This is a genomic window from Pseudomonas sp. B14(2022) (genome assembly GCF_012030485.1).
In the GTDB taxonomy this organism is placed as follows: domain Bacteria; phylum Pseudomonadota; class Gammaproteobacteria; order Pseudomonadales; family Pseudomonadaceae; genus Aquipseudomonas.
Genome location: NZ_JAAUVM010000005.1, coordinates 305,929 through 329,183, shown reverse-complemented (window position 1 = coordinate 329,183; position 23,255 = coordinate 305,929). Strand labels below are relative to the sequence as shown.

Here is a 23,255-nt window from a genome sequence, read left to right as displayed (position 1 = left end):
CTTTTGGAGAACCGCCCGTGATATCGACCCTGCATGTAGCCAGAATCAAAGCCTGGGGCGCCCACGGCTTCACCGCCACCGGTGTGGTATTGGCCTTCCTGGCCACCCTGGCGCTGCTGGAAAACTCACCCAAGGCCTGCCTGCTCTGGCTGGGCCTGGCCTTGGTAGTAGACGGCGTCGATGGTTCCCTGGCGCGGCGGGTGAATGTCAGCACGGTATTGCCTAGCTTTGACGGCTCGGTACTGGACCTGGTGATCGATTACCTCACCTATGTGTTTATCCCGGCACTGTTTATCTACCGCTATATCGACCTGCCGGACTTTACCCACCTGTTCACGGTGTCGGTGATCCTGGTGTCATCGCTGTTCTGCTTCTGCAACGTGAACATGAAGAGCAAGGACAACTACTTCGTCGGTTTCCCCGCCGCCTGGAACGTAGTGGCCTTGTGCGTGTACATCATCCAGCCGGCCGCCTGGGTCACCTTGCTGACGGTGATCGGCCTGGCCCTGCTGACCGTGACGCCGATGAAGTTCTTGCACCCATTTCGGGTCAAGCGCTTCATGCCGATCAATATCGCAGTGACCACCATCTGGTTGCTGTGCAGCTTTTTGATGGTGGTGGATTATCCCAACACCAACCCGTGGACGTTTGGGTTGTGGTCGGTAATGTCGGCGTATTTCCTCGGGATTTGCGTGTGGCGCACGGCGCTGGAGTGGATGGGAACCCACAAATAGCCAGATGAACACAGTTCAACTGTGGGAGGGGGCTTGCCCCCGATTGCGGTGTGTCAGTCAGCTTATCTGTCACTGATACACCGCAATCGGGGGCAAGCCACCTCCCACATTTGGTTCTGCGTACATCAGGCAGGTAAGATGGCAGCCCTTCGCACAGCGCTTTGCTGCGCACTGCCAACCATAAGCCCTGCCCAATGCCCTTCGAACTCAGCGTAGACCTCACCACCCTCGCCATTCTCGCCGTCGTGGCCTTTATTGCCGGCTTTATCGATGCCATCGCCGGCGGCGGCGGCCTGCTTACCACCCCGGCGCTGCTCACCGCCGGGATGCCGCCCCATCTGGTACTGGGCACCAACAAGCTCAGCTCCACCTTCGGCTCGGCCACGGCCAGCTTCACCTTCTATCGCCGCAAGCTGTTCCACCCGCGCCAGTGGGTGCATGCGATCGTCGGCACGCTGATCGGTGCGTTGGCCGGTGCGGTGGTTGCCCACTACCTGCCCGCCGAAACCCTGAACAAGATGCTGCCGGTGATCGTATTCGGTTGCGGTGTGTATTTGCTGTTTGGTGGCACGCCCAAGGCGCCGCTGGACGCCGACGCGCCGATCAAGAAGAAATGGCAAGGCGCCCAGGGTTTTGGCCTGGGCTTCTACGACGGCGTGGCCGGCCCCGGTACCGGTGCGTTCTGGACCGTGAGCACGATGCTGCTGCACCCCATCGACCTGGTGAAGGCCAGCGGCGTGGCGCGCAGCATGAACTTCGTCAGCAACGCGGCGGCGCTGTCAGTGTTTATCATCAACGGCTCGGTGGATTGGATTGTCGGCCTGGCAATGGGGATTTCGGTGATGTGTGGCGCATTCTTTGGCGCCCGCAGCGCGATCAGCGGCGGCGCCAAGTTCATTCGCCCGGTGTTCATCACCGTGGTCCTCGGCCTGACCGTGCGCCTAGCCTGGCAGCACTGGTTCAGCGTGGCCTAGGCGACGGGCCAGGTAGAGGTCGATCAGGTAACGCGCAATCGAGCGTGATGCCGGCAACGGCGGCAGGTCGTGGATGCTGAACCACTGCGCGTCCTCGATCTCGTCAGCCTGGGGCACGATGTCGCCACCGGCGTACTCGGCATGGAAGCCCAGCATCATCGAATGGGGGAACGGCCAGCACTGGCTGCCCATGTACTGGATGTTCTTGACCTCCACCTGTACTTCTTCGCGCACCTCGCGGATCAGGCAGTCTTCGGCCGACTCACCCGGCTCGGCAAAGCCGGCCAAGGTGCTGTAGACCCCGGTGACAAAACGCGGCGAGCGCGCCAGCAGGATCTCGTCACCACGGGTCACCAGCACGATCATGCTCGGCGAAATCCGTGGGTAGCTGCGCAGGTCGCAGGCCTGGCAGTACATCGCCCGCTCCCGCGGCACCTGGACCATCGCCTGGCCGCAACTGCCGCAGAACCGATGCTCGCGCGCCCAGGTGCCGATCTGCGCGGCGTAGCCCAGCACTTTGTACAGGGTGTGATCACCTTGCAGCATGAAGCCGCGCAGGCCCTGCCAACTGCAACCTTGCACCTCGCCCGCCGAGTCGAGTTCCAGCAGGTACACCGGCTCACCGTCGAGGTGGCCGATGCCGTGCTCGGCAAACACCGAAAGGTCCTGGCGCTTGAGCCATTCCCGAGGGAACAGCGGGCCATTGGCGTCATGCAAAAAGCCGTCGCGGCTGCGGGCGACAGCCCAGCCGCCGGGGGCGTCGTTGTCCAGCAGCGTTGTGGTAATCCAGCCTGGGGTCATGTCAGTCAATCCACGAATTCGGGTTTCTGCTTACTCATATGGGCCGCGATGGCCACGCGCAGGTCGTTGGATTGCAACATAGCCGAGTTCCAGGTGGCAACGTATTCCAGACCGTCATTGACCGTATGGTCACGCATATAGCTGATCATGGCTTTGGTGCCGGTGACCGCAATCGGCGACTTGGCGGCGATTTCATGGGCGATTTCAAACACGCCGGCCAACAGGCTTTCCTGGTCGGCATACACACGATTGACCAGGCCGATGCTGCGCGCTTCCTCGGCACCGAACTGTCGGCCGGTGTAGGCCAGCTCACGCAGCATGCCGTCGCCGATGATGCGTGGCAGGCGTTGCAGGGTGCCGACGTCGGCGGCCATGCCGATGTCGATTTCCTTGATCGAGAATTGCGCGTCTTCAGCGGCGTAGCGCATGTCGCAGGCGCTGATCAGGTCGATGGCGCCACCGATGCAGTACCCCTGGATCGCCGCCAGTACCGGCTTGCGGCAGTTGTCGACGGCATTGAACGAGGCTTGCAGCTCGAGGATCTTGCGGCGCAGCAAGCGTGCATTGCGGCCCACGTCCTTGCCGAAGTCATTGGCCACCGAGGCCAGCATCATCAGGTCGATGCCGGAGGAAAAATGCTTGCCGGCACCGCTGAGCACCACGGCGCGTACGGCATCGGTGTCTTCGACCCATTGGAAGATGTCGATGATCTCGGTCCAGAACGCGGCGTTCATCGCGTTGATCTTTTCCGGGCGGTTGATCTGCACATGGGCAACGTTGCCGGTGAGTTCGACGACGAAAGCTTGGTATTCGGACATGGCAGTGATCCCTGGCTGGCGAGTGATAAGGCCCGAACTATAACAAGGCTACGTGACGGCGCATCGGCCAAAAGCGGGACTGGCAACGGCGATGGAAAAGACGCTGGATAAAAGCCCCGGCACACGCCATCCTTCGCGCTTTGAGCCGCCCCATCAGCGGCGTTCGACGTTTAAAGGATATGCCCATGCACGCCCAACCCCTCGCCCCCGCCGATTTCGAATTCATCGAAGAAACCCTGTTGAAGTACGGCGACGACCATTCGGTGCTGAACCTGGCCGAGCTCGACGGCTACTTCACCGCATTGGTGTCCAGCCCCGCGCAGGTGGATATTGCAGAGTGGTTCCCGGCGATCTGGGGTGGGCAGAACCCGGAATGGGAAAGCGCCGAAGAGGCCAAGCAGTTCCTGGACTTGTGCGTGCGTCATATCAACCTGCTCGCCGGGCAACTGGCGACTGACGCCGAGGGCTTCAAGGCGCGCTTCGATGAAACCGAACACCAGGGCCAGGACGTGACCCTCGCCGAAGAATGGTGCTTTGGCTATATCCGTGGCGCGGCGATCGGCAACTGGCCGGAACTGCCGGCCGAGCAGGCCGCACAGCTGGAGAAAATCTCCTGGTGCGCCGAGCAGGACAACTTCGAGTTGCCCGCCGACCTGGATGTGAAGCTGCATCAGCAACGGGTCAGCGCTATCGAACCGGCGGCACGGGCACTGCACGATTACTGGTTGAGCAAGCGCTAGACCTCGACAAGCACCGCACCTTTGGCCGATTATTCGGGTCCGCCCGTCGGCCACTCCGTACCACCTTGCCTTGATCAGGAGCCTTGTACCTTGAGTTCGCAGAAAACCGTGACCGTTACACCGCCCAACTTCCCCCTGAATGGCAAGGTCGCGCCCCCCGGCTCCAAATCCATTACCAACCGCGCCCTGCTGCTGGCCGCCCTGGCCAAGGGCACCAGCCGCCTGAGCGGCGCCTTGAAGAGCGATGACACCCGGCATATGTCGGTGGCCCTGCGCCAGATGGGCGTGACCATCGACGAGCCGGACGACACCACCTTCGTGGTCACGGGCACCGGCAAGCTGCAATTGCCAGCGCAGCCGTTGTTCCTCGGCAATGCCGGCACCGCGATGCGCTTCCTGACAGCCGCCGTGGCTACCGTGCAAGGTACCGTGGTATTGGACGGCGACGACTATATGCAAAAACGCCCGATCGGCCCGCTGCTGGCCACCCTCGGCCAGAACGGTATCCAGGTCGACAGCCCGACCGGTTGCCCACCGGTGACGGTGCACGGCGTGGGCAAGGTCCAGGCCAAGCGCTTTGAGATCGACGGCGGCTTGTCCAGCCAGTATGTCTCGGCCCTGTTGATGCTGGCCGCGTGCGGCGAAGCGCCGATTGAAGTGGCCCTGACCGGCAAGGACATCGGCGCCCGTGGCTACGTGGACCTGACCCTGGACTGCATGCGTGCCTTCGGCGCCCAGGTCGATGTGGCCGACGACACCACCTGGCGCGTGGCTCCCACCGGCTACACCGCCCATGATTACCTGATCGAACCCGACGCTTCCGCCGCCACCTACTTGTGGGCTGCCGAAGTGTTGACCGGTGGCCGCATCGACATCGGCGTCGCCGCGCAGGCCTTCACCCAACCGGACGCCAAGGCGCAGGCCGTGATCGCCCAGTTCCCGAACATGCAGGCCACCGTGGTGGGTTCGCAGATGCAGGACGCGATCCCGACCCTCGCCGTGCTGGCCGCGTTCAACAACACCCCGGTGCGTTTTACCGAACTGGCCAACCTGCGGGTCAAGGAATGTGATCGCGTACAGGCACTGCATGACGGTCTCAATAAGATCCGTCCGGGCCTCGCCAGCATTGAAGGCGATGATCTGCTGGTCGCGGCCGACCCTGCGCTGGCCGGCACGTCGTGCAACGCCCTGATCGATACCCACGCCGACCACCGCATCGCCATGTGCTTTGCGCTGGCGGGCTTGAAAGTCGCGGGGATCCGCATTCAGGACCCCGACTGCGTGGCCAAGACCTATCCTGGGTACTGGAAGGCCTTGGGCAGCCTCGGGGTCGCGTTGAGCTACTGACTCACCGGCGTCGGAATGGGGAGGTAAGGATCATGATAATTCGCCAACCCTGCCCACCCGGCGCCTGCGTCTGCGAGCGTGAACAACTGCTGGATGCCCCCGGGGCCGACCTGCGTATCCTCAGCCTGACGCGTCAGGAAGAGAAACGCCTGATCGAGCGCCTGGAAAACCTGCAAAGCCTGCAAGACCTGGAGCGCATGCAACAGCGGATGCATGAGCTATTGGGCATTCGCGTGCATGTCGCACCGGGGCACACCGAGGTCAAAAGCATGCGCGGCATCCAGATCGTCATCGACGAACTGCCGGGCATGTGCCGCAAGACCCGGCAAGCGATCCCGGCGGCGATTCGTCGGGGCCTGGAAAAAAACCCGGAAATTGCCTATCGCCTGCTGGACGCCCACGACCTGTTTCGCGAAGGTTGAATCAACCGGCGACCGTCTCGGCCTCGAACAGTCTCTGACCTACCGCCTTCGCCGTCTTCAGATGCGCCGGGGCTGCGCCGCCTTCAGAGTCCAGCAACAACTCGGACGTGAGCACCTTCGCCCCGCAGTAATCGAAGATGCCGTAGTCGATCTGCGTGCGCATCGCCTTGGCATAGCCATGACGGTCAAATGCACTGTCATCCGCACCGCCGAGGGCCAGCACGTGCACCTGCAAGTGCCGCAGTTTTTTCACCACGGGCGTGTCCGGGCCGTAATCGATCGCCCAGCCGTTGACGAACACGCGGTCGACCCAGCCCTTGAGCAGGCCTGGCAGCGACCACCAGTAGATCGGGAACGCCAGCACCAGGGCATCGGCGCGATCCAGCCGCGCCTGTTCGGCCAGCACGTCGGCCGGGGGCGTGGCGTGGGTGCGGTGTACCCGATGGTCGGCGGCGGTGTAGCGCGGGTCGAAGCCCTCGGCGGCGAGGTCGGCGATTTCGAAAGTGTGGCCCGCAGCCGTAAGGCCGGCAGCCACCTGCGTGGCCACGGCGTGGGTGAGAGATTGTGGGTCGTGATGGGCAACGACGATGAGTGCGTGCATGACTTTGACTCCCTTTGGGATTAAGCTACGTTTAGTAAGTTACGCCCATTAAGTTACTTTTGGTATATAAGCATGTCAAGCAGTGAGTCCCCTGCCCCGCGTCGGCGCTTGTCCCGTGAAGACCGACTGCGTCAATTACTCGATGCGGCCTGGCAACTGGTACATGATGAGGGCACCGAAGCCCTGACCCTCGGCCGCCTGGCGGAACTGGCCGGTGTCACCAAGCCGGTGGTCTATGACCATTTCGTCACCCGTGCCGGGTTGCTCGCCGCGCTGTATGAAGACTTCGACGGACGTCAGAACCAGGTGTTTGCCGAGGCCCTCGACGCCAGCAGCGCGACGCTGGAAGAGCGCGCAGGCGTGATCGCCTCGTGCTATGTCGATTGCGTGTTATTGCAGGGCCGGGAAATTCCGGGCGTGATAGCGGCACTGAGCAGCTCGCCGGAACTGGAAACGCTCAAGCGCAAGTACGAGGCGATCTTCCTCGACAAATGCCGCGACGCATTGGCGCCCTTTGGCCAGGTATCACAGGCAGGATTAAGGGCGATGCTGGGTGCAGCGGAAGCGTTGTCCTACGCTGCGGCCAGTGGCGAGATCAGCCGTGAAGAGGCGCAAGAGGAACTATTGGCAACCATCCTGGCAATGGTCAACCGCGCACGGCGCTGAAGACTGAAGACTGAAGAAGCTTCTGTGGCGAGCGGGCTTGCCCCGCGTTGGAGTGCGCAGCGCTCCCGTTTTTTTGGGGCCGCTACGCAGCCCAACGCGGGGCAAGCCCGCTCACCACAAAAAACCCACCTACCAGGCCCAGGCTAACGCCCTGCCACGAACAGCTGCACCTTGCGCGACAGTTGATCGAGGTGCCGGTCCCGCTGTTTCTCGGCATCCACCATCGCCCGCTTGCCGTGCTTTTGCAGTAGGTAGGTGTGGATCTGGCGTACCTCCAGCGAGCTGTAGATCGCCGCCACGTCCAACACCCCCATCAAGCCGTCGGTACCGTAGTCCCGCGTATTCATCAGCACTTGCGTGCCCCGCGCACCCCGCACTTGAAAGCCCATGGCCTCGAAGGCCGGTACCTTCTCCACGGCACACGCCAACTCGGCATGGGGATAGCGCGCCAGCACGTCCGCCATCATCCCGCGCGCCACGCCCTGGCGCCTGAAGCCGGCCTGCACCGCCATAAAAGCGATGCCACAGGCTTCGGGATCATCTTTCACCGGCAGATACAGGCAAAAGCCAATCACCTGTTCCTCAACCATCGCCACGATCAGCTCAACGGCAATCCCCTCCGACCCGCCCACCGCCTCCAGGTACAGGTGCACCTCAAAACCGACGGCGTATTGGTAGATGTTGTAGAGCAAGTTGCTCGGCGGCAGCGCGACGCTGCTGATGTCGGTGAGGTTATCCACCACCATCTGCAGGATCTGGGCATTGATGGGCTCGGGGCACGGTGTGGTGTAGCGGGTAAGGCTGAACATGCAGATTCCTGGGGTTTCGCGTCAAGGCAGCGGCGATTGTACCTGTTGCAGGCCGTTCATTGCCCGCACACCTCACGCACACACCCGCGCAACCAGCGGTGGGCCAGGTCGGCATCCAGCCGCGGATGCCAGAGCATCGCCACGGTGAACGGTGCCAACGTCAACGGCAACGCAAAACTGTGCAGGCCTTCGCGCTGATGGGTGGTGTAGCGTTCGGGCACGCTGGCAATCAGGTCGGTGTCGCGGGCCAAGGCGATGGCCGTGGCGAATCCGGCGACGATAGTGCTGATCTGCCGGGTGAGGCCCAACGCTTGCAAGGCATCGTCGACCTGGCCGCGCGCCTGTCCACGGCGGGACACGTAGACGTGCCGACCTTCGGCGAATCGCTGGGCACTGACCTCGCCCTGGCTGAGCGGATGGCCGCTGCGCACCACACCCACCAGGCGGTCACGGAACAGCGCCTGGGTCAGCACTTCGGGGCTGGCGGTGGGATCAACCACGCCGGTTTCCAGGTCGACGCTGCCTTCGCGCAGCAACGTGCTGTCCTTGTCGGTCTTGCTGACGAAACGCAGGCGTACACCGGGAGCCTCCCGTGCGATGCGCGCCAGCAACGCGGGACCGAAGTTTTCGACGAACTCTTCGCTGGTGCGCAAGGTGAAGGTGCGCTCCACCTGGGCCAGGTCCAGGGATTGTGCCGGGCGCAGCACCGCGTGGGCGTCCTGCACCAGGCGGCTGACCTGCTCACGCAACGCCAGCGCCCGCGGCGTCGGCACCAGCCCGCGCCCCGCGCGCACCAACAGCGGGTCGCCGGTGGTTTCGCGCAGGCGCGCCAGCGCACGGCTCATGGCCGAGGGGCTTAACTGCAAGCGTTTGGCCGCTCGGGCGACACTGCCTTCGGCCAGCAAGACATCCAGGGTGATCAGCAAATTGAGATCGGGCATCGGCGCTCCTCATCAGGCGTTTGACGCACGTATTAACTGCAAACCCTGCGTCTTTCGCCATGTTAGGCGACGTCGTAGATTTATGACAGTTGCGTCCACTCAAGGAATCTCCCATGCACACCTCTTCACGCGGCGGCCTTGCCAGCCTGTCGCTGTCCATGTTGCTCGCCTCCCTCGGCACCAGCATTGCCAATGTCGGCCTGCCCAGCCTGGTCCAGGCGTTCGATGCGTCGTTTCACGCAGTGCAGTGGGTGGTGCTCGCTTACCTGATGGCGATCACGGCGGTGATTGTCATGGCGGGCCGACTGGGGGATCGCCTGGGCCGTCGCCGGCTGCTGCTCGGCGGGCTGCTGTTGTTTGCGCTGGGCAGTGGGTTGTGTGCGGGCGCGCCCTCGCTGGGCTGGCTGATTGCTGCACGCCTCCTGCAGGGCTTGGGTGCGGCGAGCATGATGGCGATGGCGCTGGGGATGGTCGGCGATACGGTGCCCAAGGAGCGCACCGGCCGGGTGATGGGCCTGCTGGGCACGATGTCAGCCGTCGGTACCGCCATGGGTCCCGCCGCTGGCGGGTTATTGCTCAGTGTGTGGGGCTGGCGCGCGCTGTTTCTGGTGGGCATGCCCTTGGGGGTACTCACGGCCTGCCTCGCGTGGCGCTATTTGCCGGTTGATCGTCGCCCAGTGGGATTACCTTCCAGCTTCTGGTTGCCCTTGAAGGAAGCGCCATTGCGCACGGGGCTGGCGATGAGTGCCTTGGTGGCGGCGGTGATCATGGCGACCTTTGTGGTCGGCCCGTTCTACCTGTCCCAGGGGCTGGGGCTTGATCCGCAATGGATGGGCCTGGCCATGGCCGTCGGGCCTTGTGTGGCGGCGCTCAGCGGTGTACCGGCGGGTCGCCTCACCGACCGCCAGGGCTGGCGACCGATGACGTTCGCCGGGTTGGGCATCCTGTTTTGCGGTGCCTTGCTGTTGTCGGTGGCCTCGGGGTTGATCGCCTACCTGGCGGGGCTGGTGATTCTGACGACGGGCTATAGCCTGTTCCAGGCCGCCAACAACACGGCGGTGATGTGCGACGTAGACAGTGCGCGCCGAGGCACGGTCGCAGGCTTGCTCAACCTGTCACGCAATATCGGGCTGATCTTCGGTACCTCGGCCCTGGGGGCGGTGTTTGCCTGGGCAACCCCGGATGTCACCCACGCCACCGCGCAATCCGTGGCGGGCGGCCTGCATGCAACGTTCGCCGTCGCCGTGGGCCTGATCCTGCTGGCTATCGCGATGGCAACGGGCCGCATCCGCGCCTGGAATGCCCCGCAGAATACCCGTTGAGGCAAAAAAACAAAAAAGGCGTTGCGCCAGACGGGGTTACATCGCGCATCATGGGCACTTTCAAGCTCAAGGGTAACGTCCATGCGCGTTCTGTCATTGATGATGGGCCTCACGACGCTGGCCGCCAGTACGGTGTTCTGCGCCAGCGCGATGGCGAATGAAGAAAGTCAGTTGGTGCAACAGATCAACGAGTACCGCAGCCAGGTGCAGCGCTGCGGCGACCAGGGTTCCCAGGAACTGCCACCGTTGGCCAGCGATACACGGCTGGTGCTGCCGGCCAATAACGTCGGCGACCTGCAGCAGGCGCTGGCCCGCGCGGCCTACCCGATGGTCAACGTGCAGGCCATCAGTCTGTCCGGCCCCAAGGACGCCCAGGCGGCCATGAAAGCCGTGCGCGAGAGTTTCTGCCGCGTGGTGCTGGACCCGCAGTTCGTCGACATCGGTGTAAGCAACAACGGCCAGGACTGGCGCATCGTGCTTGCTCGCCCGTTGCTGTCCAGCGGCCTGGGCGATTGGCAAACCGAGGGCCGCAAACTGCTCGACCTGATCAATGCCGCCCGTACACAACCGCGCCAGTGTGGTACCCAGGCGTTTACCGCAACCACGCCATTGTCGTGGAACGAGGAGCTGGCCGGAGCCGCCAACAGCCACACGCGCAACATGGCCAACGGCAATTTCTTCGACCATCTGGACCACGACGGCCGCACGCCCGGCGACCGCGCCGAACTGGCCGGGTATATCGCGAAGAACATCGGCGAAAATATCGCCGCCGGCCTGGACACCCCGCGCAAGGTGGTCGACGGCTGGCTCGCGAGCCCAGGCCATTGTGCGAACCTGATGAACCCGCAGTTTCGCGAATTGGGCGCGGCTTATGCCATGGACCCGAAGAGTGATGCGGGCATTTACTGGACCGGTTTATTCGGCACGCAATAGGGATTGGGCCACCGGCCAATGGCACTGAATTCTACCGCTTCAAACGAATGAAGCATCAAATTGCCATCTAGCCGATAATTACGCTGAACTGGCAGCGTTCAACCGGGTCTGTAGCTCTGCGCCACACACTGGAATACGCGCTGAGACTCTGGAAAACAAGGTGTTCCCTCAATGATGAATTGGCTGCAAAGCAGCAGCGACATGGCTGAACGGGTGCGCCAGCATCACTGGGCCGATACACCTCTCGGTCCGTTGGAGCAGTGGCCGGACGTTTTGAAGACCACGGTCGCGCTGTGTTTCGCCTCAAGCTTTCCCCAAGCCATTGTCTGGGGGCCGCAGTTGATCACGATCTACAACGACGCGTTCATTCCGATCCTGGGCAATAAGCCCTATGCCCTCGGACGCCCCTTCAGCGACATATGGAGCGAAGTGTGGCCCCAGGTCAGCCCCATCGCCGACGCGGCTTTCCAAGGGCACGCCACCTATATCGAAAACTTCCCCCTGGTGATTGAACGCGGCCAGGCACGGGAACAGGCGTACTTCACCTTCTGCTACAGCCCGATTCGCGACCCCCAAGGCAAGGTGGTCGGTATGCTCGACACCGTCACCGAGACTACCGCGACGGTGTTCCTGGCACGCCGCCTGGCGGTGCTGGACACCATCGGCAACGCGGTGGTCAACGCCGCCGATGCCGAAGCCGTCATGACCGGCACCACCCGGTTGCTGGCCGAGCACCTGCAGGTGAGCAATTGCGCCTACGCCGACATGGACGCCGATGAAGACGGCTTTACCATCCGCGACAATTGGACCGCACCCGGTTCTCCCAGCATCATCGGCCGCTACAGCCTGGCGGCGTTCGGAGCGATGGCCGTCAAATGCCTGCGGGCCGGCGAGCCCCTGGTAATTCATGACAATGTGCGTGAGCTGCCGCCAGAAGAATCCGCCACCTTCCAGGCCCTGGGGGTGACGGCGACGATCTGCATGCCACTGATCAAGAACGGTCGCCTGACCGCCCTGATGGCCGTACATGACAAAAATCCACGCACCTGGTCACCCTACGACCTGGCCCTGTTGCGGGAAGTCACCGAGCGCTCCTGGGCGCATATCGAACGCGTGCGTGCCGATGCCGATGTGCGCAAGGGGCTGGCGGCCTATGCCGAACTGAACACCACCCTGGAACAGCGCGTTGAAGAACGCACCCTGGCGCTGGCCAAGGCCGAAGCCGCGCTGCGCCAGTCGCAGAAACTCGAAGCCATCGGCCAACTGACCGGCGGCGTGGCCCATGACTTCAACAACCTGCTGACGATCATTCGCTCATCGGTGGACTTCTTGCGTCAGCCAGACCTGTCGGAACAACGTCGCCAGCGCTATATGGGCGCGGTGGCGGATACCGTAGAGCGTGCCAGCAAGTTGACCAGCCAATTGCTCGCCTTTGCCCGTCGCCAACCGCTGAACCCGGAAGTCTTCGACGTGGGCCAGCGGGTACAGAACATCGGCGAGATGCTGGAGAGCGTGACAGGCGCGCGCATTCATGTGCGCGTCGAGATGCCTTCGCAGCCGTGTTTTGCGCGCATCGATGCCAGCCAGTTTGAAACCGCGCTGATCAACATCGCCCTCAATGCACGGGACGCAATGGATGGCCAGGGCACTCTGATCCTGAGGGTCATCGGGGAACAGCCGTTGCCCCGCATTCGCGGCGACGCCGGGTCGGGTAAGGCGTATGTCGCTATTTCGCTCGCCGATACCGGCCCCGGCATTCCCGAAGAGACCGTCGAACGCATTTTCGAGCCGTTCTTCACGACCAAGGCAGTGGGTAAAGGCACCGGCCTGGGCCTGTCGCAAGTCTTCGGCTTCGCCAAGCAGTCGGGGGGTAATATCGATGTGACCAGCAAGCCTGGCCAAGGCAGCGTATTCACCTTGTATCTGCCCCAGGTCGAAGCCGAAGCAGCGCTGCCCCCCCCCTGCGAGGAAACGCTGGCTTCGTCCCACGACGCATCACAATGCAGGGTGCTGATTGTGGAGGACAACCTGGAGGTCGGGCGGTTTGCCAGCCAGATTCTTCAAGACCTGGGCTACCAGGCCACCTGGGTAACCGATGCCGAACAGGCGCTGACCCTTGCGGGGCACGATGGGAGGGCCTTCGATGTGATCTTCTCCGACGTGGTCATGCCCGGTATCACCGGCGTTGCCATGGCCAAGCTGCTGCGCCAGCGCCGGGCGGACCTGCCCGTGGTACTGACCTCGGGCTACAGCGAAGAGCTGGCAGACAGCGGCTACGACGGTTTCGAGTTCCTGCCCAAGCCTTACTCTGCCGAGCAGGTTTCGCGGGTATTGATCAAGGCCATGCACAAGGATTGAGCCTCGCCCTACTCCGCCACGGCCACCTGGTTGCGGCCCAGCGCCTTGGCCCGGTAAAGCGCCTTGTCCGCGGTATTCATCAGGGTGTGCAGGTCCTCATCCACGGCATGGGTGAACGCCACTCCAAGGCTGGCTGAAAGTCCTTTGACCGGCTCGGCGGCCAAACCGGCTATAGCCTTGATCAGATCCTCGGCAATATTCCGAGCGGTTTCCAACGACGTATTGGGCAACAACACGGCAAACTCTTCGCCGCCCAAGCGCCCATACACATCGGCCTTACGGAACGACGCACTGATCACCCCGCCAATCTGGCGCAATACCTGATCGCCGGCCTGATGGCCGTAGGTGTCATTGATTTGCTTGAAGTGGTCCATGTCCATCATCAGCACGCACAGCGGCTGCTGGTTGTGACGGCATTGCGTGTACAGCAATTGGGCATGTTCGAAAAACGCCCGGCGGTTCATCAGGCCGGTCAGCTCATCGGTCTGTGCGACACGGGTCGAGATATTGTGGGCGAGTTCCATTTGCCGAGTCAGGCGAAAGGCCTTTTCCAGAGCACCGGACAACTTGCGCGTGGCGCTGGCCACATACGTGGAAAACACCAGGACCGCGATGGCAATGCCCACTTGCATCGATGACGGCTGGAACAGCAGCCACAGCGTGCACGGCAGCAACACCAGGCCCATGGACACCAGGGTCATGTAGCGATAGGCCGAATAACACGACACGGCACTGACCGACATCCCCACGGTGAACAGCATCACGAGCGCCTGGGACAGCCGATCATCGGTGGGCATCAGCGCGAACGCCCCAGCCCCCCAAATGCTCGCGGACAGCACCAGCGTGATCCAGTAACGGCGCTCCCAGCGGTCCGGCGTGCGTTCGCTGTGGGGGCAGCGGAACCAGTCCAGGAACATCTTGACCCGCAGCAGCGACGAGGCGCCCAGCAGCACCAGCCACACCAGCATAAAAGTGTGATCGAAGCGCTCCCAGCACAGCCAGCAGAGCATGGCGGCTGCCATGTAGCTGCCGAAAATGGCTGCAAATGACTGGCGAAACAACTGGTGCAAACGGTCGGTTCGCACCTGTGCCTCTATAAAACAATCCTGGTCCTGCCCATGCCCAAGGCCATTCATGAAATTCGCCTGATTCGACTGCCATGACAAAGGCGCCATTGTGGCACCCTGCCACCAGCGTGGACAACTGAATCCAGCAGGGTAGAGCCTTTAACTTGCTTCAGGCCGCAAAATCAGCACCCCCAACGGCGGCAGATTCAACGACAGCGACACCGGTTGCCCATGGCGTGGCTCATCCTCGGTGAACACGCCACCGCCATTGCCATAATTGGAACCCGCGTAGGTATCGGCGTCACTGTTGATCACCTCGCTCCAACGCCCGCCGAACGGTACCCCCACCTTGTAGGCCTCACGGGGCACCGGGGTGAAATTGGCCACCACCAGCACCGGCTTGCCGTCCTTGCTCCAGCGCAGCCAGGCGTAGACGCTGTTGATCGCGTCGTCGCCGATCAGCCACTGGAAACCCTGGGGCGCATCGTCCTGCTCGTGCAGGGCCGGTTCTTCGCGATACAGGCGGTTCAAGTCACCCACCAGTTTTTGCACGCCTTTGTGCTCGGCGTACTGCAGCAAGTACCAGTCCAGTTGCTGGTCGTGGTTCCACTCGCGCCACTGACCGAATTCGCAGCCCATGAACAGCAGTTTCTTACCCGGATGCATCCACATGAACGCCAGGTAGGCGCGCAGGTTGGCGAACTTCTGCCAGCGGTCGCCGGGCATCTTGTCGATCAGCGAGTGCTTGCCGTGCACCACTTCATCGTGGGAAATCGGCAGGATGAACCGCTCGGACCACGCATACACCAGGCCGAAGCTCAGCTCGTTATGGTGGTGGGCGCGGTACACCGGATCCTGCTGGATGTAATGCAGCGAATCGTGCATCCAGCCCATGTTCCATTTGTAGTTGAAGCCCAGGCCGCCCTGTTGGGTGGGTTGGCTGACGCCGGGCCAGGCGGTGGACTCTTCGGCGATCACCAGCGCGCCGGGGGCTTCCAGCGCCACCACGTCGTTCAAGTGGCGCAGGAAGTCGATGGCTTCCAGGTTCTCGCGCCCGCCATGGCGGTTCGGCACCCACTCGCCGGCCTTGCGCGAATAGTCGCGGTACAGCATCGACGCCACGGCATCTACGCGCAGACCGTCAATGTGGAAGTGTTTGAGCCAATGCAGCGCCGAGGCCAGCATGAAACCGTGGACTTCAGTACGGCCCAGGTTGTAGATCAGCGTGTCCCAATCCTGATGGAAGCCTTCCAGCGGGTTGGCATATTCGTACAGCGCGGTGCCGTCGAATTGCGCCAGGCCGTGGGTATCGGTAGGAAAATGCGCCGGCACCCAGTCGAGGATCACGCCGATATCGGCCTGGTGAAGTGCGTTGATGAAGTAGGCGAAATCTTCCGGCGAGCCAAAGCGCGCGGTCGGGGCGAACTGTGACAGCGCCTGGTAACCCCACGAACCGCCGAACGGGTGTTCCATGATCGGCATCAGTTCAACGTGGGTGAAGCCCAGTTGCTGCACATAGGGCACCAACCGTTCGGCCAGTTCACGCCAGTTGTATTGGCGCGCCACTTCGCCCGCCTCGTCCAGCTCGCACTGCCAGGAGCCCACATGCAACTCGTAGATCGACAGGGGCGCCGTGGCCTTCTGCCGCTCGACCCGCGATTGCATCCACTCGTGGTCCTGCCAGTCCACCTGCAACGGTGCGGCGACTTTCGAGGCGGTGTCGGGCGGCAGCTGGGTCGCGAGTGCCATCGGGTCGGCCTTGAGCGGCAGAATGCCGTTGGCGCCGAGAATTTCATACTTGTAGGCGGCGCCAGGTTGCAGGCGTGGAATGAAGATTTCCCACACGCCCGACGGATGCCGCAGGCGCATCGGATGGCGGCGGCCGTCCCAGATATTGAAGTCACCCACCACCGAGACCCGGCGCGCATTCGGCGCCCACACGGCAAAGCGCACGCCGTCGACGCCATCGACGCTGGTCACCTGGGCACCCAGGCAGCTGCTGAGGTCACGGTGATTGCCTTCGGCAAACAGGTAAAGGTCCATCTCCCCCAGTAACAGTTGCTGGAAGCTGTAAGGGTCTTCGGTGATCTGCTCACCGCCAGCCCACTGGATTTTCAGCACGTACGCCTGGCGAGTGTTGAACTGCCCGACGAACAGACCCGGCACCTGGGTCGCATCCAGGCTGCCGAGCTGTTCGCCGCCATCGCGGCTCAGCACCTGGACGCTCAAGGCTTCCGGCAGGAACGCGCGGATAAATTGCCCGCCCTGCTCGTCATCGTGTGGCCCGAGAATGGAAAACGGGTCGTGGTGCTCGGCGCGCACCAGCGCTTCGACGTCCTTGGACGCCGGCATGGCTGTCAACTTCGGTTGCAGCGGTTCTTTATTCGTAAAGCTCATGACGTCTCCCCACCGCGTGCAGTGTTCGATTTAGATGTAAGCCCGCTCAACAACCCGTGCAAGCCCTGTAGAGGCACCGGCAGCCAGGTCGGGCGGTTTTCCGCTTCGTAAGCCACTTCATACGCGGCCTTCTCCAGGCTGAACAACGTCAGCGCGGCGTCCTGGCCCTTGGCATCCTGCCAGTCATGCGCCAGTGTAGACGCAGCGGCCTGATAAGCCTGGATAAATGCCTGGCGGGCCTCTTTCAGGTAGCGATCCGTCACGCGTCTGCGCGCCTGATCCGCTTCGGGCGAGTGGTCCACCCCTTGTACGTTCAAGGCCATGGCCGCCGCGTAATCAAAGGAGCGCAGCACACCACTCACATCTTTATACGGGCTGTGCTTGCCGCGTCGTTCATGCAGCGGCCGCGCCGGTTCGCCTTCAAAGTCGATCAGGTAGGCATCACCTTTGACCACCAGCACCTGGCCCAGGTGCAAGTCACCATGGACCCGAATGCGCAACCCGCCCAACGTGGCTTTCGCCAGGGCCTGGACATGCGCGCCGATGGCTTTTTTCTGGCCCAGCAATTCACTGACCAATGCCTGATCGGCAGGGTTCAATTGGCTTTGATGAAGCTTGAGCAATTGCAGGGCACGGTCGATCTGTGCCCCAACGTCCTTGGCCCAGGCCTGGGTGTCCTTGGCCGTGGTGAGCTCGGGTTTGAAGTCTTTGTTGGTGGTTTTGGCCCCCAGCACCCCGTGCATTTCACCCAGGCGCTGGCCGAGCAACCCGGCGAAGTCCGCCAGCTCGCCCAGGGCGTTGTAATGCTGTTCCTGTTCGGAGATGGCCTCGGCCAGTTCATCGCGAATGGCACGCTCCAGGTTGTTCTGGGTCCACGCCCAGGCGTCGCCCTGGTTGCTCAGGTAGCCCTGGGCAATCATCAGCAGGTTGTCCTGGCCTGCGGCATCATGGCGAATCACCGAGCCCATCAGCGGCGAGATATTCGGGTAACCCGCCTCCGTCAGGTAGGCGCTCATTTCCAGCTCCGGGTGCACCCCGGCGCTGACTTTGCGGATCAGCTTGAGCACCAGACTCTCGCCCACCACCACCGAGCTGTTGGACTGCTCGGCAGACAAGTAGCGCACGGGCGACTCATCCGTCAGTTGCAGCTTGGCCAGGTGCGCCGTCGCTTCAAAACGCAGGTCGCCGTCCTGGCTGTTCAATACGGTACCGGCCTGCAAGCCCTGGATCACCGCGCGAATAAAGTGCTCGAGGCTGAAGGCATCGGTCACCAACCCCACCTGACGCACGCGTCGCACGCGGGCCATGGCCAATTGCTGCGGCAAGGCACTGGTGAACTGGTCCTCGCCAAGGAAACCGAACGGCAACTGATAACGGCTCACCTGGCCACCGGCGGTGACCTCAAGTTCGCTGAGCAATACCGGGTGCTGCGGGTCGCCAAAGCGCACGCCGTAAGCGATGCGCACACTGTCGATGGCCGTGTCCTTGCCGGCAAACCAACGCCGCTTGGGCAGCCAGGCCGGGAGCGAAGTCTGCTCCAGGGTGCTGCGACATGGCTCATCGAGCAGCTCTTCCATGCGTTTCTTCAGGACCAGGGTGGTGAAGTCCGGCATGCTTTGCGCCGGTTCCACGTGCCAGCTGGGCATTTGGTTTTCCGCCGCCAGCACGAACCAATAGAAGCCATACGGCGCCAGGGTCAGCAGGAAATTCAGCTGGCCAATGGGCGGGAACGCATTGCCGCCGAGCATTTCGACCGGGACCATGCCGGCAAAGGCCGACAGGTCCAGCTCGGCGGCCTGGGCACTGCGCGAGACGTTGGCCACGCACAGGATGATCTCGGTACGCCCGTCTTCACCGGTGAATTCACGGGTATACGCCAAGATGCGACGGTTGCTCGGCGAGAGCATCTTCAGGCTGCCACGCCCAAACGCCTTGGACTGTTTGCGCACCGCCAGCATGCGGCGGGTCCAGTTCAGCAGCGAGTGCGGGTCCTGGGCCTGGGTTTCGACGTTGACCGACAGGTAGCCATATTGCGGGTCCATGATCGGTGGCAGCACCAGGCTGGCCGGGTCGGCGCGGGAGAAACCGCCGTTGCGGTCGATGGACCACTGCATCGGCGTGCGCACCCCATCGCGGTCGCCGAGGTAGATGTTGTCGCCCATGCCGATTTCGTCGCCGTAATACAGGGTCGGCGTGCCGGGCATCGACAGCAGCAGGCTGTTGAGCAACTCGACCCGGCGGCGGTCACGCTCCATCAAGGGCGCCAGGCGCCGGCGAATACCCAGGTTGATGCGTGCACGGCGGTCAGCGGCGTAGTAGTTCCACAGGTAGTCACGCTCTTTGTCGGTGACCATTTCCAGGGTCAATTCATCGTGGTTGCGCAGGAAGATCGCCCATTGGCAATTGGCGGGGATTTCCGGGGTCTGGCGCAGGATATCGGTGATGGGGAAGCGATCCTCCTGGGCCAGCGCCATGTACATGCGCGGCATCAGCGGGAAGTGGAACGCCATGTGGCATTCGTCACCGTCATCGCCCTTGCGGTCACCGAAATACAGCTGCGTGTCTTCCGGCCATTGGTTGGCCTCGGCGAGCAGCATGCGGTCGGGGTAATGGGCGTCGATCTCGGCGCGGATCTGTTTGAGGACGTCGTGGGTCTCCGGCAGGTTTTCGTTGTTGGTGCCATCGCGCTCGATCAGGTACGGGATGGCGTCCAGGCGCAGGCCGTCGATGCCCATGTCCAGCCAATAGCGCATCACCGACAGCACGGCTTTCATTACCTGCGGGTTGTCGAAGTTGAGGTCCGGCTGGTGGGAATAGAAGCGGTGCCAGAAGTACTGGCCGGCGACCGGGTCCCAGGTCCAGTTGGACTTTTCGGTGTCGAGGAAAATGATGCGGGTACCGTCGTATTTCTGGTCGTCATCGGACCACACGTAGAAGTCCCGCGCCGCCGAGCCCGGCTTGGCCTTGCGCGCGCGCTGAAACCAGGGGTGCTGGTCGGAGGTGTGGTTGATCACCAACTCAGTGATGACCCGCAGCCCGCGCTTGTGGGCTTCGGCGATAAAGCGCCGGGCATCGGCCATGGTCCCGTAGTCGCTGTGCACGCCACGGTATTCGGCGATGTCGTAGCCGTCATCGCGGCGTGGTGAAGGGTAGAACGGCAACAGCCAGATGGTGTTCACACCCAGGTCGGCGATGTAGTCGAGTTTGGCGATGAGGCCGGGAAAGTCACCGATACCGTCGTTATTGGAGTCGAAATAGGATTTGACATGAACCTGGTAGATCACCGCGTCCTTGTACCAGAGCGGGTCTTTGATAAAGGTGGCAGCCTTGGGTTTCTTCGCCATTGGAGGCTCCTGAAATACTCGAAAAAGCTTGCAGACTGAACCGGGTCAATGTGGGAGGGGGCAAGCCCCCTCCCACATGTTGATCTTCACCAGGCTCAGGAGGTGCTGATGCGCCAGATCCCGAACGGCATCTGCGGCTCCAGCCGCGTCCACTGGGTCTTGCCATACCAGGTCCAGCGGTGGCCGTTCATCAGGTCTTCGCCCTGGGTTTGCGCATCGTCCGGCAGGCCCAGTTCCCACAATGGCAACTCGAAGTTGGCTTCCTGGGCATTGAACGGGTCGAGATTGACCGCCACCAGGATGAAGTTGCTGCCATCCTCGCTGCGCTTGCCGAAGTAGAGGATGTTGTCGTTCCAGGCGTTATAGAGTTTCAGGCCCAGGTGTGTCTGCAACGCCGGGTTCTGGCGGCGGATGCGGTTGAGCTGGGCGATTTCGGCGATGATGTTGCCGGGCGCGGTGAAGTCCCGAGGGCGGATCTCGTATTTCTCCGAGTCCAGGTATTCTTCCTTGCCGGGCACAGGTGCCGCTTCGCACAGTTCAAAGCCCGAATACATGCCCCACAGGCCTGAGCCCATGGTGGCCAGCGCCGCGCGGATCAAGAAACCCGGGCGGCCGGATTGGTGCAGGAAGCCTGGGTTGATATCCGGTGTGTTGACGAAAAAATTCGGCCGGTAGCATTCGCGCCACGGCGACTCGTTCAATTGCGTCAGGTACTCACCCAACTCGGCCTTGCTGTTGCGCCAGGTGAAATAGGTATAGCTCTGGGAGTAACCGACCTTGCCCAGGCGCGCCATCATCGCCGGGGTGGTGAATGCTTCGGCGAGGAAGATCACCTCGGGATGCTTTGCCCGTACATCGGCGATCAGCCACTGCCAAAAGGGCAGTGGCTTAGTGTGGGGGTTGTCGACGCGAAAGGTCTTCACGCCCTCTTCCACCCAGCCGACCACGATGTCGCGCAGTTCAGTCCACAGGCCCGGGATCGCATCCGCCGCATAGAAGTCGACGTTGACGATGTCCTGATACTTCTTCGGTGGGTTCTCGGCGTATTTGATCGTGCCGTCCGGGCGCCAGTTGAACCAGCCCGGGTGCTCTTTGAGCCACGGGTGGTCCTGGGAGCACTGGATGGCAAAATCCAGGGCGATCTCCAGGCCATGCTCGGCGGCGGCCTTGACCAGGCGACGGAAGTCCTCGCGGCTGCCCAACTGCGGATGAATGGCTTCGTGGCCGCCCTCCTCGCTGCCGATGGCATACGGGCTGCCCGGATCATCGGGGCCTGCGGTCAGGGAATTGTTCTTGCCCTTGCGGTGGCTGCGGCCGATCGGGTGGATCGGCGGGAAGTACAGCACGTCGAAACCCATGTCATGAATCATCGGCAACCGCGCGTGCACGTCATTAAACGTACCGTGACGTGCAGGATCGTCGGTGATCGAGCGGGGAAACAGCTCGTACCAACTGGCAAACTGCGCCGCCTCGCGCTCCACATCAATCGGGTAGACGGTACTGATGCTCAAGTAGGCGCGGTGGTCGGCCTGGGTCATCAAGTGTGCACTGTCTTCGTGCAAAAACAGCGCGACCTGCTCGGTTTCCAGCAGGCCTGAGAGTTCGTGATGCAACAGCATCAGGCGGTCGCGCAGTTCGTTGTCGCTGCGTTCGGCGGCCTGCAGCACCAGGCTGCGGCCTTCCTGCAATTCCAGGCTGACCGGCACGCTGGCTTCATGCTTTTTACGCAGTTCGTAGCAGAAGCTGGCGAAGGTATCGATCCAGGCCTCGATGCAGTATTCGTGAGGGCCTTGGACGGTGACGGTAAACCCACCTTCCCAGCCATTGTTGCCCACGTCGTTCATGACCACGCTGTGCCAGCTTTCTTCATGCAGGGGGCGCCAGCGGATCAATACGGCCAGCTTGTCGTGGCCGTCGGCGAATACCTTGCTGGTGACGTTGACCCGCTGGCCCACTACCGCCTTGACGGCAAATTCGCCGCCGTCGATCACGGGTGAGGTGCTTTCGATCGCGATCCTGGGCAGCAACAGCGCCTGGGACAGCGGCAATATGGAGTCTTCTGTAGCCAGTGTTTCAGCAGTCATCGAGCATCTTCCCCTTACGCCCTGTGGACGCTCTTTGCTTGATCCAAATTCTGATACGGCAGCGCTCTCCCTGAGCAGGGCCGCTATAGGTCCGAGCTTGGGCCGAGGTTAAAAGTTCAGCTGGATGTGACTCCATCGGGCGGGGGAATCAATTGGCCCCTGCGAATGTCCACCGCTAGAGCAAAGCACAAAGGAGGCCACACCGATGAATATCCCGATCCCGGCGGAAACCCCAGACCCGAATATCGACAACCCGACCCTGCCGCCTACCGAGCCGCAACCGATTCCCGAGAAAGAACCGCCGGAAAATGAGCCGCCGCCGGTGGAGGAACCGCCGACAACCATGCCGCCGGTGATCGTCAGTCCTTTTCAAACTGCTTGACGATTTTTGGCATCACACTGAACACCGCCAACGCCAGTAAGGTACTCAGCACCGCTGTCGATTCCCGACCCAATCCGGCCGAGACCCCAATCGCAGCGGTCATCCACAAACCGGCGGCCGTAGTCAGGCCCTTCACATGCCCCTCGTCATCATCCTTGCCCTTGATGATGGTGCCGGCGCCCAGGAAACCAATCCCGGCAATCACGCCCTGCACCACGCGGCTCATGGCATCTGCCTGATTGCCGGACATCTGCGGCACCAGCACAAATAATGCGGCGCCCATTGCGACCAGCATATGGGTGCGCACACCGGCAGCCTTGCCCTTGTGCTCGCGCTCAAACCCGAGGATGCCCCCCAACAGCGCCGCGATCAGCAGGCGAACGGTAATTTGAGTGAGCTGTTTTGCGTCGCCCAGGTCGGCGAACTCGGCCTGCAGGGTTTGCCACACTTCATGCCACCAAGCGTCCATGAACACTGTCCTTTGTCTTTATTGATAAAGAATGGACAGCCGCGAC

20 protein-coding genes are annotated in these 23,255 nt (G+C 62.4%); 10 read left to right on the top strand and 10 right to left on the bottom strand.

Annotated elements, in window-relative coordinates; translation table 11 throughout:
* Window positions 1–17 precede the first annotated feature (17 nt).
* Entirely contained in the window at window positions 18–734 is a 717-nt protein-coding gene (gene pcsA, locus HCF10_RS11095; RefSeq protein ID WP_090404995.1) for a phosphatidylcholine synthase, read from the top strand.
* A gap of 194 nt (window positions 735–928) precedes the next feature.
* Complete coding sequence (locus tag HCF10_RS11090) at window positions 929–1,708, top strand: TSUP family transporter (protein WP_131696534.1); 780 nt, start codon at window positions 929–931, stop codon at window positions 1,706–1,708.
* Here the strand turns inward: HCF10_RS11090 and nudC are convergent.
* Together nudC and HCF10_RS11080 are read right to left on the bottom strand one after the other, a co-directional pair.
* Window positions 1,676–2,509 (bottom strand): NAD(+) diphosphatase, encoded by an 834-nt coding sequence (gene nudC / locus HCF10_RS11085; RefSeq protein ID WP_131696535.1) that lies wholly within the window; start codon window positions 2,507–2,509, stop codon window positions 1,676–1,678. The genes HCF10_RS11090 and nudC overlap by 33 nt on opposite strands.
* A gap of 5 nt (window positions 2,510–2,514) precedes the next feature.
* Entirely contained in the window at window positions 2,515–3,327 is an 813-nt protein-coding gene (locus tag HCF10_RS11080; RefSeq protein WP_131696536.1) for a crotonase/enoyl-CoA hydratase family protein, read from the bottom strand.
* Window positions 3,328–3,512: 185 nt separating this feature from the next.
* Between HCF10_RS11080 and HCF10_RS11075 the strand changes: the two genes are divergently transcribed.
* The 3 genes from HCF10_RS11075 (at window position 3,513) to HCF10_RS11065 (ending at window position 5,836) form a co-directional block, all read left to right on the top strand.
* Window positions 3,513–4,067 carry a UPF0149 family protein gene (locus tag HCF10_RS11075; protein WP_131696537.1) on the top strand — a complete coding sequence of 185 codons (555 nt, stop codon included), beginning with the start codon at window positions 3,513–3,515 and terminating at the stop codon, window positions 4,065–4,067.
* 90 nt (window positions 4,068–4,157) lie between these two features.
* Window positions 4,158–5,414: a 3-phosphoshikimate 1-carboxyvinyltransferase gene (aroA, locus tag HCF10_RS11070; protein WP_167655515.1), complete on the top strand. Its 1,257-nt coding sequence runs from the start codon at window positions 4,158–4,160 to the stop codon at window positions 5,412–5,414.
* A 32-nt stretch (window positions 5,415–5,446) separates the two neighbouring features.
* A complete protein-coding gene (locus tag HCF10_RS11065) occupies window positions 5,447–5,836 on the top strand; it encodes a hypothetical protein (RefSeq protein WP_167655514.1) in 390 nt (129 codons plus the stop codon).
* 1 nt (window position 5,837) lies between these two features.
* Here HCF10_RS11065 and HCF10_RS11060 read toward each other — a convergent pair whose 3' ends face one another.
* The gene (locus tag HCF10_RS11060; RefSeq protein WP_167655513.1) at window positions 5,838–6,437 is read right to left on the bottom strand and encodes an NAD(P)H-dependent oxidoreductase; all 600 of its coding nucleotides are present in this window, start codon (window positions 6,435–6,437) and stop codon (window positions 5,838–5,840) included.
* A gap of 72 nt (window positions 6,438–6,509) precedes the next feature.
* On the opposite strand from HCF10_RS11060, the gene HCF10_RS11055 reads away from it, so the two are divergent.
* On the top strand, window positions 6,510–7,103 hold the full coding sequence (locus tag HCF10_RS11055) for a TetR/AcrR family transcriptional regulator (protein ID WP_167655512.1): 594 nt from the start codon (window positions 6,510–6,512) through the stop codon (window positions 7,101–7,103).
* A 143-nt stretch (window positions 7,104–7,246) separates the two neighbouring features.
* Here HCF10_RS11055 and HCF10_RS11050 read toward each other — a convergent pair whose 3' ends face one another.
* The gene (locus HCF10_RS11050) at window positions 7,247–7,912 is read right to left on the bottom strand and encodes a GNAT family N-acetyltransferase (RefSeq protein WP_167655511.1); all 666 of its coding nucleotides are present in this window, start codon (window positions 7,910–7,912) and stop codon (window positions 7,247–7,249) included.
* A gap of 56 nt (window positions 7,913–7,968) precedes the next feature.
* Window positions 7,969–8,853 carry a LysR family transcriptional regulator gene (locus HCF10_RS11045; RefSeq protein WP_167655510.1) on the bottom strand — a complete coding sequence of 295 codons (885 nt, stop codon included), beginning with the start codon at window positions 8,851–8,853 and terminating at the stop codon, window positions 7,969–7,971.
* Window positions 8,854–8,966: 113 nt separating this feature from the next.
* Here HCF10_RS11045 and HCF10_RS11040 point away from each other — a divergent pair, with 113 nt between their 5' ends.
* The 3 genes from HCF10_RS11040 (at window position 8,967) to HCF10_RS11030 (ending at window position 13,466) form a co-directional block, all read left to right on the top strand.
* Window positions 8,967–10,175, top strand: coding sequence for an MFS transporter (locus HCF10_RS11040; RefSeq protein WP_167655509.1), 1,209 nt, complete (start codon window positions 8,967–8,969; stop codon window positions 10,173–10,175).
* An 81-nt stretch (window positions 10,176–10,256) separates the two neighbouring features.
* Window positions 10,257–11,108 (top strand): CAP domain-containing protein, encoded by an 852-nt coding sequence (locus tag HCF10_RS11035; protein ID WP_131696545.1) that lies wholly within the window; start codon window positions 10,257–10,259, stop codon window positions 11,106–11,108.
* 171 nt (window positions 11,109–11,279) lie between these two features.
* Complete coding sequence (locus tag HCF10_RS11030; RefSeq protein WP_145337329.1) at window positions 11,280–13,466, top strand: GAF domain-containing hybrid sensor histidine kinase/response regulator; 2,187 nt, start codon at window positions 11,280–11,282, stop codon at window positions 13,464–13,466.
* Window positions 13,467–13,474: 8 nt separating this feature from the next.
* Here HCF10_RS11030 and HCF10_RS11025 read toward each other — a convergent pair whose 3' ends face one another.
* The 4 genes from HCF10_RS11025 to HCF10_RS11010 form a co-directional block, all read right to left on the bottom strand.
* Entirely contained in the window at window positions 13,475–14,641 is a 1,167-nt protein-coding gene (locus HCF10_RS11025) for a GGDEF domain-containing protein (protein ID WP_145337328.1), read from the bottom strand.
* A gap of 51 nt (window positions 14,642–14,692) precedes the next feature.
* On the bottom strand, window positions 14,693–16,930 hold the full coding sequence (glgB, locus tag HCF10_RS11020; protein WP_131696548.1) for a 1,4-alpha-glucan branching protein GlgB: 2,238 nt from the start codon (window positions 16,928–16,930) through the stop codon (window positions 14,693–14,695).
* Window positions 16,927–20,274 (bottom strand): maltose alpha-D-glucosyltransferase, encoded by a 3,348-nt coding sequence (treS, locus tag HCF10_RS11015; RefSeq protein WP_167655508.1) that lies wholly within the window; start codon window positions 20,272–20,274, stop codon window positions 16,927–16,929. The genes glgB and treS overlap by 4 nt, the downstream gene beginning before the upstream one ends.
* Before the next feature lie 95 nt (window positions 20,275–20,369).
* Entirely contained in the window at window positions 20,370–22,358 is a 1,989-nt protein-coding gene (locus HCF10_RS11010; protein ID WP_167655507.1) for an alpha-1,4-glucan--maltose-1-phosphate maltosyltransferase, read from the bottom strand.
* Window positions 22,359–22,563: 205 nt separating this feature from the next.
* On the opposite strand from HCF10_RS11010, the gene HCF10_RS11005 reads away from it, so the two are divergent.
* On the top strand, window positions 22,564–22,740 hold the full coding sequence (locus HCF10_RS11005; RefSeq protein ID WP_167655506.1) for a hypothetical protein: 177 nt from the start codon (window positions 22,564–22,566) through the stop codon (window positions 22,738–22,740).
* Here the strand turns inward: HCF10_RS11005 and HCF10_RS11000 are convergent.
* A complete protein-coding gene (locus tag HCF10_RS11000) occupies window positions 22,718–23,209 on the bottom strand; it encodes an MgtC/SapB family protein (RefSeq protein ID WP_131696551.1) in 492 nt (163 codons plus the stop codon). The two genes, HCF10_RS11005 and HCF10_RS11000, sit on opposite strands and share 23 nt — an antisense overlap.
* Window positions 23,210–23,255 lie beyond the last annotated feature (46 nt).

What these genes read in the sequence shown, in the direction of transcription:
- HCF10_RS11045 (WP_167655510.1), bottom strand. Translation starts at nt 8,853, where the DNA reads ATGCCCGATCTCAATTTGCTGATCACCCTGGATGTCTTGCTGGCCGAA.
- HCF10_RS11060 (WP_167655513.1), bottom strand. Translation starts at nt 6,437, where the DNA reads ATGCACGCACTCATCGTCGTTGCCCATCACGACCCACAATCTCTCACC.
- treS (WP_167655508.1), bottom strand. Translation starts at nt 20,274, where the DNA reads ATGGCGAAGAAACCCAAGGCTGCCACCTTTATCAAAGACCCGCTCTGG.
- HCF10_RS11025 (WP_145337328.1), bottom strand. Translation starts at nt 14,641, where the DNA reads ATGGCGCCTTTGTCATGGCAGTCGAATCAGGCGAATTTCATGAATGGC.
- glgB (WP_131696548.1), bottom strand. Translation starts at nt 16,930, where the DNA reads ATGAGCTTTACGAATAAAGAACCGCTGCAACCGAAGTTGACAGCCATG.
- HCF10_RS11005 (WP_167655506.1), top strand. Translation starts at nt 22,564, where the DNA reads ATGAATATCCCGATCCCGGCGGAAACCCCAGACCCGAATATCGACAAC.
- HCF10_RS11065 (WP_167655514.1), top strand. Translation starts at nt 5,447, where the DNA reads ATGATAATTCGCCAACCCTGCCCACCCGGCGCCTGCGTCTGCGAGCGT.
- HCF10_RS11010 (WP_167655507.1), bottom strand. Translation starts at nt 22,358, where the DNA reads ATGACTGCTGAAACACTGGCTACAGAAGACTCCATATTGCCGCTGTCC.
- HCF10_RS11080 (WP_131696536.1), bottom strand. Translation starts at nt 3,327, where the DNA reads ATGTCCGAATACCAAGCTTTCGTCGTCGAACTCACCGGCAACGTTGCC.
- HCF10_RS11040 (WP_167655509.1), top strand. Translation starts at nt 8,967, where the DNA reads ATGCACACCTCTTCACGCGGCGGCCTTGCCAGCCTGTCGCTGTCCATG.
- HCF10_RS11030 (WP_145337329.1), top strand. Translation starts at nt 11,280, where the DNA reads ATGATGAATTGGCTGCAAAGCAGCAGCGACATGGCTGAACGGGTGCGC.
- HCF10_RS11090 (WP_131696534.1), top strand. Translation starts at nt 929, where the DNA reads ATGCCCTTCGAACTCAGCGTAGACCTCACCACCCTCGCCATTCTCGCC.
- HCF10_RS11035 (WP_131696545.1), top strand. Translation starts at nt 10,257, where the DNA reads ATGCGCGTTCTGTCATTGATGATGGGCCTCACGACGCTGGCCGCCAGT.
- HCF10_RS11055 (WP_167655512.1), top strand. Translation starts at nt 6,510, where the DNA reads ATGTCAAGCAGTGAGTCCCCTGCCCCGCGTCGGCGCTTGTCCCGTGAA.
- HCF10_RS11000 (WP_131696551.1), bottom strand. Translation starts at nt 23,209, where the DNA reads ATGGACGCTTGGTGGCATGAAGTGTGGCAAACCCTGCAGGCCGAGTTC.
- nudC (WP_131696535.1), bottom strand. Translation starts at nt 2,509, where the DNA reads ATGACCCCAGGCTGGATTACCACAACGCTGCTGGACAACGACGCCCCC.
- HCF10_RS11075 (WP_131696537.1), top strand. Translation starts at nt 3,513, where the DNA reads ATGCACGCCCAACCCCTCGCCCCCGCCGATTTCGAATTCATCGAAGAA.
- HCF10_RS11050 (WP_167655511.1), bottom strand. Translation starts at nt 7,912, where the DNA reads ATGTTCAGCCTTACCCGCTACACCACACCGTGCCCCGAGCCCATCAAT.